The 9,727-nt window shown below is 65.3% G+C and carries 6 protein-coding genes; 4 read left to right on the top strand and 2 right to left on the bottom strand.

Annotation, left to right across the window (positions count from 1 at the left end; all coding sequences use genetic code 11):
• The first annotated feature begins 76 nt into the window (after positions 1–76).
• From OXU43_06065 to OXU43_06050, 4 genes are all read left to right on the top strand, one after another.
• Positions 77–655: a PilX N-terminal domain-containing pilus assembly protein gene (locus OXU43_06065; protein ID MDD9824719.1), complete on the top strand. Its 579-nt coding sequence runs from the start codon at positions 77–79 to the stop codon at positions 653–655.
• A 68-nt stretch (positions 656–723) separates the two neighbouring features.
• Entirely contained in the window at positions 724–6,309 is a 5,586-nt protein-coding gene (locus tag OXU43_06060) for a PilC/PilY family type IV pilus protein (GenBank protein ID MDD9824718.1), read from the top strand.
• Positions 6,306–6,917: a type IV pilin protein gene (locus OXU43_06055; protein MDD9824717.1), complete on the top strand. Its 612-nt coding sequence runs from the start codon at positions 6,306–6,308 to the stop codon at positions 6,915–6,917. Before OXU43_06060 ends, OXU43_06055 begins: the two co-directional genes overlap by 4 nt.
• Positions 6,902–7,387: a DUF4124 domain-containing protein gene (locus tag OXU43_06050; GenBank protein ID MDD9824716.1), complete on the top strand. Its 486-nt coding sequence runs from the start codon at positions 6,902–6,904 to the stop codon at positions 7,385–7,387. The genes OXU43_06055 and OXU43_06050 overlap by 16 nt, the downstream gene beginning before the upstream one ends.
• Positions 7,388–7,495: 108 nt before the next feature.
• Here OXU43_06050 and ispH read toward each other — a convergent pair whose 3' ends face one another.
• Positions 7,496–8,497 (bottom strand): 4-hydroxy-3-methylbut-2-enyl diphosphate reductase, encoded by a 1,002-nt coding sequence (ispH, locus tag OXU43_06045; protein ID MDD9824715.1) that lies wholly within the window; start codon positions 8,495–8,497, stop codon positions 7,496–7,498.
• Between the two features lie 29 nt (positions 8,498–8,526).
• Positions 8,527–9,417: a VacJ family lipoprotein gene (locus tag OXU43_06040; protein MDD9824714.1), complete on the bottom strand. Its 891-nt coding sequence runs from the start codon at positions 9,415–9,417 to the stop codon at positions 8,527–8,529.
• Positions 9,418–9,727 lie beyond the last annotated feature (310 nt).

Genomic DNA, 9,727 nt, shown 5'->3' with positions numbered 1-9,727 from the left:
GCGATCACCGCCACCAGGGTCAGCACCAGCAGCAGGATCAGGGCCGGGCGCCGCGACAGCCGCCGCGGCGGGGCGGATGCGCAACGCCGGGGGCGGCGGCGGGCCGCGCCGCCAGGGCGGCATCGTGCTGGCCGTCTCCCTGATCCTGCTGCTGGTGCTGACCCTGGTGGCGGTGATCGCGATGCGCGGCGCCACCCTGGACCTCAAGATCGTCAAGAACACCGTGGACCGCAATTACGCCTTCGAGGTCTCGGAAGGCAGCCGCCAACTGGCCAACACCGCGCTGGACCAGCACACGCACTACCGGAACTGGACCAGTTTCACCATGCCTCCCGGGCTGGTGCCGGTCAACAGCTCGAGCGTCCTGTTTAACGACACGGCCAATCTGGGCGACCTGAGCGCCGGCAACGTGGACCTGGAATACCGCGTGGGCAGCGTCGGCGCCAGCGACCTGCGGGCGGACATCTTCGTCACGCGGGTGGACTCCCGCATCGCCACCGGCGCCGGCGCCGCCATCGGCGAGGGCTATGCCGGGCTGGGCCAGGGGGCGGCCGCCGGCGGCGGCCTGATCTTTTTCGACCTGCGCAGCGTGGGGATGGGGGCCAACAATGCCGCCGCCACCACCGGGACGCAGTATCGGCACGTGATCCGCTAAGATTCGGGGCGGCACGGAACATGACACGGAGCGATAGAGGCAGCCAGACAGCAGAGAGGTACGGGACGATGCAAGCGATGCGGATGCGACGGATGCAAAGGCAGGACCAGACACGGGCGGCGGCACGGGCGCCGGCGCCGTGGCGGGCGACGGCCGGCGGCGGCCTGCTGGCGCTGGCGGCGGCCATCGTCACCATGGGTCCCGCGGGGCCCGCGGCCGTCCCGGCGCATGCGGTGGTGTCCAGCGCGACCCTGACCGACTACACCGCCTTTCCCCCCTTCGTGGGCACCGCCGCCAGCGGGGTGACGCTGCCCCGCTTCCTCATTGCCATGTCGCGCGACGAGCAGCTGTTCTACGCGGCCTACGACGGCCTCCAGGATCTGGACGGAGACGGCAGGTCGGACCTCGGCTACAAGCCCGCCGTTCAGTACTACGGCTATTTCGACCCGGATAAGTGCTACGCGTACCGGCGGAATACGGCGAACCTGAGATTCGGCAACGGGGACGTCCTGAGCGACAGCAATAACTGGTTTTTCGACCCGCAGGCCTTTAGCCCGCAGGACTCGCTGGGCAACTATACCCGCGATTGCTCGGGCGTGGCGAATGGGCGCTGGAGCGGCAATTACCTCAACTGGGCCACCATGACCCGGCTGGATCTGTTGCGCAAGGTGTTGTACGGGGGCAGGCGCCTGGTGGACGAAGCGGATATCACCTCCGGCCTGGGCGTGGGCAACGAGGTCATTTTAGAGGGGGCGAGCATTCCTCCGGATTCCCATAGCTTCGCCAGGGTATTGCAGGGTCCCGTGATAGAAGAGGTGACGCCCGTCAGTACTGGCGTGAATTATTTGACTTCGTGTAGATCAGTGTACCGTTCTCAGGCGGGTCGTGGCGGTATCTTAAGTGGAAGCTCTACGTGGGCGTACACTTATAGTGCAAGCGGCATTCGCATCGCGAGTGCGGTGTTTTTCGCCCGCGGCAATTTCCCTTTCTGGGATTTTGTGGCCTCCACCACTGGCAGAGCGTGTTATACAGGTTCCTTGGATCTTGCGGATTTTGCCACCGATTATCCCGGTATCTATAGGGACCTGGGCAACCCCGAAGAAGGCTCCCCTGGCGACCCCAACAGCGTCGATGATACGGCCCGCATCGGGCAAGTCTATCTGGGAGTAAATAATCTGAATACTCCGAGTGATGCTATAGATGCAACATATCGGGCAGCGGTTCAAGTATGCGTCGCCAATTTGATCAATGCCGACAATAACGAGAATTGTAAACAGTATCCGGGGGCCGCCGGCTACAAGCCCATAGGAATTCTGCAAGAATACGGGGAAGCGGGCTTGGCGGAGTTCGGTTTGTTTAGCGGCAGTTACAGCAAGAGTAAGACGGGAGGGGTTCTGCGCAAGAGGCTGCGGGCCTTCGACGATGAGATCGAAGCGTCCGGCGTGATCAGGGATGTCGATCTTAACGCGTATCCTGGCGACGGACGGATCATCTGGTTCCTGGATAATTTAGCGGTAGCAGGATATTCGCCGGGAGGGCATTCTGCCAGCTCTTTCCGGCCGATACCTCGCGGCATGTCGTTCGGCAACTATAATTGTCCCACGGTCTTTATCAGCAACCCTTCTCAATTTCTTTATCCCATATACGACGATTGCCTAAGCTGGGGGAACCCCTTGGGCGAAATATTCTACGAAGCGGCGTCCTATCTCGCGGGCGCGTCCGCGTTGTCCGCATTCGATGCGGACGACACTAACCCTCCTGTGGATAGGTCCGCTTTCGGTAATCCTCTTATGGAGAACCGGCGACTCCACAGGGTGACCTACGGAAACAACGATGCGCTGATGCCGGCAATCCCGCCGGGCAGCGAAGATTGCCGACCGATGAATGTGCTGCTGATTAACTCGGGGACGGTGAGCCAGGACGGCGACGATCTGCCGACCAGCCGCTCCTTCAACAACGGCGGCAACGGCAACTCGCTGGCATTTGCCGAGACCGAGATCGTCCGGGCAACCGACGATATCGGTACGCAAGAGAACATTGCGGGACAGTATGTCGTAGGTTCCAACGGCGTGTCGGCGGACATTGACTACGCATGCTCGCCGAAGACTGTGAGCCAGCTGTCGGATGTGGAAGGGCTGTGCCCCGCGGCGCCGACACTGGGGGGAACGTACCTGATGGCTGGTGCCGCCTATTACGCCCATATCACGGACCTGCGCACGGATCTGCAGGGCGATCAGACGGTCAACACGGTTGCCGTGGATCTGCGTCCCGTCCTGCCGGAACTGCGGATCCCCATAGGGGACCCTGCGTCGGCCACGCGGCAAGTGCTGTTGCAGCCCGCTTACTTGAACAGTAACCAGCAGCTTGATGACAATCCCGGTTTCGACCCGGCAATCCGCATCTCCGGTACCATGACAGTCCGTCCCACTGGCGGCAGGCTGGTCAAGTTCCTCCCTGTCGTGGATCACGAACTGCAGGCGGACGGCACGTACCGGGGGCTTTATATGGTGGGTTGGGAGGACAGCATTGAGGGCACCGACTTCGATCACGATATCCTGGGTTCTCTGGAGTACGTGGTGGATGCGGCTGCCAACACCATCCGGGTGACGACGGACATCCTCTCTGAGTCCGCCGGGCAGGGGATTCACTTGTTTGGCTTTACCATCCAGGGCACGACTCAGGACGGCTTCCATGCCTACTCGGGGCATACCGCGGGTGCGACTGCATTTGGCCCAAGCGAGTACGACAACCCCGTCGCCAACGTTCCCAGTTGCGGTCACAACCGGGGGGGCGTCGATCTCAGGGGCCGTGAAGTCCTAGTCGGAGTCACCATTGATTGGGGATGCCGGACGATGGATGCCGCAGTAGGCCATACCTTCGCCGTGGGTAGCAGTACGGCGCAGCGCTTGCGTACGCCCCTGTTCTACGCGGCCAAGTACGGCGGCTTCAAAGACAGTAACAACAACAACCGCCCGGACCTGGTCGCGGAATGGGACACCGTGGACACCTTGGGGAATGTGGGCGCGGACGGCCTGCCGGACAACTATATCCCGGTGACCAACCCGACCAATATAGATGCCACGTTGCGCCAAGCCCTGGTGCAGGGGGGGGTTACCCAGCGCACCGCCTCCGGCACGGCGGCGGCCCTGGTGGCCAACGAGCGGGAGGGCCTGGGCGCCGTCTTCCAGGCCCTGTTCGAGCCCGAGCGCTCGGATAGTCTGAACCCGCCCCTCAATCCTCCCGTGCGCTGGCTGGGCACCCTGCAAGCGCTGTTCGTGGACGTGAACAGCCTGTTTCGCGAGGACAGCGACCAGGACGGCACGCTGGACGACTACCAGACCGACAAGGTGGTGGTGCTGTTCTACGACGATGCCGAGGGGGAGACGCGCGTGCGCCGCTTCGACAGTTCGCAGCCCAATACCTTCGAGTCCAGCAGCGTGGAGGTCGTGGACCTGGAGGAGCTTAACGCGCTGTGGAATGCCAGGGAGCATTTGAATCTGGTCGCCGCCTCGAATTTTACGGCCTCGGCCAACCGCGTAGATTACGACGACACGAATATTACGACCGCGGGATCGTTGCGCTATATCTTTACCTGGATCGAGGATCCGTCCACGGCCAACGACATCGCGGACAGCAACGAGGTCAGGCCCTTCACGGCGGTAGCGTTCCAGGGCGCCCGCAGCGAAGGCAGCCTGGATGTAGGTCCGTACATTGACAGCGGCGGCGTGCAGGTGCGCGACGCGCGGCAGAACGCGGCTGCCCTGGTGGCATATTTGCGCGGCGAGCCGGCGGTAGCGGGGCAGCGCCCCCGCCAGTTGGGGTACAGGTCCACCGATACCAGCCGCGTGACGCAGATGCTGGGCGACATCGTGCACTCTTCCCCCGTCGCGGTGGCGGCGCCGGCGGAGGCCTACGACTTGCTGGCCAACGACGCCACCTATACCAACTTCCGCCGCCGCTGGGCGCAGCGCCGCCAGGTGGTCTATGTGGGCGCCAACGACGGCATGCTGCATGCCTTTAACGCCGGCTTTTACAATCCGGCCAGCGATAGTTTCACTACCGCCAGCGCCAGCGATCCCAATGCGGCCGCGCGCGATCTGGGCGAGGAAATATGGGCCTACGTCCCGCGCGCCCTGCACCCCTACCTGAAGTGGCTGGCCGACCCCAATTATACCCACGGCTATTACGTGGACGCCCCGCCCCGGGTCTTCGACGTCAAGGCATTCGATACCGATAGCGTGCATACGGACGGCTGGGGGACCATCCTGGTGGCGGGTTTCCGCCTGGGCGGCGGCGGTCCGGTCCCCGTCCCGGTGGATACGCAGTCGGATGGCCTGGGCGCGGGCAATACGGATGGCGATGTCGCCGACGATCGGTCGTTCCGCTCCGCATTCGTGGTGCTGGATATTACCAACCCCGAAGACCCGCCGGTCTTGATCGCCGAGCTGTCGGACACGACCATGGGCTTCACCACCGCCCGGCCGGTGGTGGTGCCGGTGCGCGGCAGCAGCCCGACGGACCGGGACCGGTGGTTCCTGGTGCTGGGCTCGGGGCCGGATCAGCGCAACGGGAACATCGGCGGCGGGGCCCTCGCCAGCCTGTACGTATATGACATCGCGGTGTTGTTGGGCTCGCAGGGGCAGACCCGCTCCGTCTCTCCGGAGCGGAAGATCAACATTTTGACCGACTTCGATCACTTCGTGGGGGGCATCACGGTCGCCGATTTCGACCTGGACCTGCGCGCGGAGGCGCTTTATTACGGCACCCTGGGGAGCACCAGGGCCACCGCCGCCGACCCCGCGAAGGGCGCCCTCTACCGGCTGCAAATAGGCGAGGACACGGATCCCAGCAGCTGGGGTAACCCGGTCGAGCTTCTGGACACCGACCAGCCCATCTTTGCGGCGCCCACTTTGGCGGTGGACGAGGAGGGCAACCGGTGGGTCTATGCGGGCAGCGGCCGGCTGTTGTCGGACGACGACGAGGCAACCACGCCGCAAGAGACGCTGTACGGCATTATAGATCCGAACGATCCCTTCGCCGCGCCCGGCGACCCGCAGACGCTGCTGACGAGGGCGCTGAGCACCCTGCTGGACGTTTCCAACGCCCGGGTCCTGACCAACGGGCAGGTGGATTCCAACGGCGACGGCACGCTCGACGAGACCTTTAACAACATGCGCGCGCGCGCGATCGCGGCCGGCGGCTGGCGGCGGGACTACCGCATCGGCACCGGTACGACGCCGGCCCAGCGCAGCCTGAACTCCTCCACGCTGCTGGGCTCGGTGCTGTTTAACACGGCCTTTTCGCCGCCCGCGACCGCTACCACCGCCGCCTGCGCAAGCGGCGGGCTGGGCGAAAGCGAAGTGCTGGGGCTGGATTTCCGCAGCGGCTTGCCGCAGCCGCAGGGGGTCTTCGGTACGCAGACCTGCGCCTTCGCGGTGTGCAGCGACGAGGTCTCGGAGGCGTTGGGCACGTACAACCTCGGTGCGGGGCTGGCCTCGCTGCCCAGCCTGCACCTGGGCCAGCCCGGCGAGGACGTGCCGGGCCGGCTGACGGTGGTGGTGCAGCAGTCCACGGGCGAGATCCAGAGCGTGGAGGCGCTGGGATTGCAGCCGGCGGACAGCGGCGAAGTCAGTTGGCGGGAGTACCTGGAGTGAAGTTGGGCGTGAAGTTGTTGGGCGTGAAGTTGGGCGTGAAGCGGTCGGGAGGATGCGATATGGGCACGGCGGAAGAACAAGGCGCGGGCAACGCGGGCGACGAGGTATTGCGGCGGCGGTCGCGGGCGGCGCCAGACCGGCGCGGGCGGTCGCGCAGGCAGGGCCAGGGCGGCTTTACCCTGGTCGAGTTGATGGCGGTGGTGCTGATCATATCCATCCTGGCGGCGATCGGATATCCGTCCTACACCGAGCACGTGGCGCGCAGCAAGCGCGCCGAGGGCAAGGCCCTGCTGGCGGAGGCGGCGTCCCGGCAGGAGCGGTATTTTTTCAGCAACAACACCTACACGACGGATGTGCAGGCGCTGGGCTTTCCCGCGAACGGACTGTCTCCCAACGGGCACTATCAGCTGAGGATCACAATCAGCGGGTGCAGCGGCTTGGGCTTGGGGATCGAGAGTTGCTACGTGTTGCGGGCGCTCAACCAATTCAATGACTCCAAATGCAACAGGTTAACGTTGTCCAGCACTCAGGAAAGGGATGTCAGGGGCGTTACCCTGAATAGCGGCGAAAGCAGGGCGGATCGTGCCGCATATTGCTGGAGCCGCTGATGATCGCGGAGCTTTGTCGGCGGTGCGGGGGAGTGGCGTTGGGCGTCTGCCTGGGCCTGTTCTGGCTTTCCGCCCCGGCGGCCGAGTTTTACAAATGGGTGGACGAGGACGGCAACGTGCAGTACTCGAACAAGCCGCCGCCTGGCAAGGAGGCGGAACGGTTGCGCCCGTATGCCGGCAAGGGCAGGGAGGCGGCGGTGCAGGGGCTGCGGCAGCAATCCGAGGCCCTGGACCAGCGGCGCCAGGAACGGCACCAGGCGGAGGAAGAACAGGCCCGGGAGCAGGAGGCGCAGCAAGCCCTGGCCGCCGAGTGCGCCCGAACGCGCAAGAGGCTGGCGTCGCTGAACTCCCTGACCCGCATTCGCCGGGAGGAGCCCGCCGATGCCGGGGCGTCCCTGGCGTACAATCAGGAGGAGCGGGCCGCGAAGATTGCGGAGACCCGCCAGGCGCTGGAGGAACATTGCCGCTGATCCGCTGAGGATCGGGGGCTGAAGATCAGGTCGGTTCCCCTCGGCCCCGCCCTTTCTCTATCGTAGAGGGCCTGGATAGGGTCGGGGCCGAGGGGAGCGCGGCTTGATTTACGTTTCGGCGTTGCCGCGTTCCCGGATTGTGGGCGCCGCGGCCGCCGGCGGGCGCGGCCTTCCCGCCAGCGCCCGGGGCAGCGAGAAGATCACTTGTTCCCGCAGGCCGGGCAGTTCGCGCAGCGTTACCTGCCGCCAGCGGCGAATGCGTTCCACGACGTTTTCCACCAGCAGTTCCGGCGCCGAGGCGCCGGCGGTGATCCCGACGGTTCGCTTCCCGTCCAGCCAGTCGCGGCGCAGTTCCCCGGCGTCGTCAATCAGGCGGGCGGGGGTGCCGGCGCGCTGCGAAATCTCCATCAGGCGGGTGGAGTTGGAACTGTTGCGCGAACCCATGACCAGGATCAAATCGCAATGAGCGGCCAGTTTCTTGACCGCGTCCTGGCGGTTCTGGGTGGCGTAGCAGATGTCGTCTTTGCGGGGGCCCAGGATCGCCGGGAAGCGCCGGCGCAGGACGGCGATGATCCCGGCGGTGTCGTCCATGGACAGGGTGGTCTGGGTGACGTAGGCCAGGCGGTCGGGATTTCGCACCTGGATCTCCGCCGCCTGCGCCGCCGACTCGACCAGGTAAATGCCGCCCGCCTCGCCGTTGCGGCGGCGGTATTGCCCCAGGGTGCCCTCCACCTCGGGGTGGCCGGCGTGGCCGATCAGGATGCACTCGCAGCCCTGGTCCCGGTAGCGCCCCACCTCCTTGTGCACCTTGGTGACCAGGGGGCAGGTGGCGTCGAATACGCGCAAGTTCCGGGCGGCGGCTTCCCGGTGTACGGCGCGGGATACGCCGTGGGCGCTGAACACGACGACGGCCCCCTCCGGGATCTGGGAAAGCCCCTCTACGAAGATCGCGCCCCGGCGGCGCAGGGACTCGACCACATAGCGGTTGTGGACGATTTCGTGGCGCACATATACCGGCGGCGAATGCAGGTCCAGGGCCCGCTTGACGATCTCGATGGCGCGATCGACTCCGGCGCAAAAGCCCCTGGGGTTGGCCAGCAGGATCTCCAGGCTGGAGTCGGACGTCTTTGCCGCGGCGTTCATTCGTTTTCCTCTTCCTCCCATTGTTCCCATTCGTCTTCGAGCGGCGAGTCTGCCGCCGGCGATTCCGGGGGCGCGCCGTCGTAGATCAGGAAGGCGCGCCGTTGCAGGTAGAAGTCGCGCAGAAAGGCATAGGGGTCGAAGGCCGCCGCCTGCCGAAAGGATTCCTCGTTCTCCAGGAAGCCGGCGCGCCCGTCGAGGGCCGAGAGAACCGCCGTCGTCAACAGGGTCTCGCTTTCCGCGTAGGTGAGGGGATCGGTGAACCGCGACACGACCCGGTCCGGGAGGATGCGGACGGTATTCGGCCCGAACAGGGGCAGAAACAGGTACGGCCCCTGGGGGACTCCCCACACGGCCAGGGTCTGCCCCAGGTCTTCCCGGTGCGCCGGCAGCCCCAGGGGGGTTGCCACGTCCACCAATCCGCCCAGCCCGATGGTGGAGTTGAATATAAAGCGGCTCGTGTCGGAAAGCCCTTGATCCACTTTGCCTTGCAGGAAGTCGTTCAATATGGTGTTCAGCGTTCCCATATTGTCCAGGAAGTTCCCGATGCCGTCGCGGACCCATTCGGGCACTGCCCGCACGTAGCTTTGCGTCGTCGGTTTCAGCAGGTACCGGTCCAGGGTTTCGTTCACGGAGAACATGGAGCGATTGAAGGATTGCCAGGGGTCGTTGCTGCCGCTTGCGGCCTGTTCCTGCGGCGTCTCGGAGGGGCGCTTGCCGGCGCCCGCGCAACCGGCGCTTGCGACCAGCAAGGCGGCAAATGCCAGCCGCAATGCCACTCCCTGCAATGCCGCTTCCCGCAGTGCTGCTTTTCCTGGGCCCTGTTGCGACGGCGGCCGTTGCCGGCGGGGGGGGCAGGGCCAGCCGGCCAGCGCTTGGCGGAGAGTCATGTTCTTATTCATAGCTGCGCTTTCGCGGCTTGTTCGGGAATGCGCCGCCTTGCGGCGGCCGCGGACGCGATTATAGCACCCGCCGCCGCATATGCGGGAAGCGTATGGGTTCGCCGCATATGCGGGGGGAGCCGCCTCCGGGGGCGCGCCCGGCAGGTCCCCGAGCCGCTACGCAGTCGAGGGGAAGAAAATTGGCACTGTTTGCAGCCAAGAAAGAGGCGCCGTGAACAAAATTCCCGCCATTCCCATGCCCCCCCTCGCCATTCCCGCGCAGGCGGGAATCCAGCGTATAAAGCGCGCGCTTCGCGCT

The organism is Gammaproteobacteria bacterium (genome assembly GCA_028817255.1).
Taxonomy (GTDB): domain Bacteria; phylum Pseudomonadota; class Gammaproteobacteria; order Porifericomitales; family Porifericomitaceae; genus Porifericomes; species Porifericomes azotivorans.
This window is presented reverse-complemented; position numbering and strand designations above follow the sequence as displayed.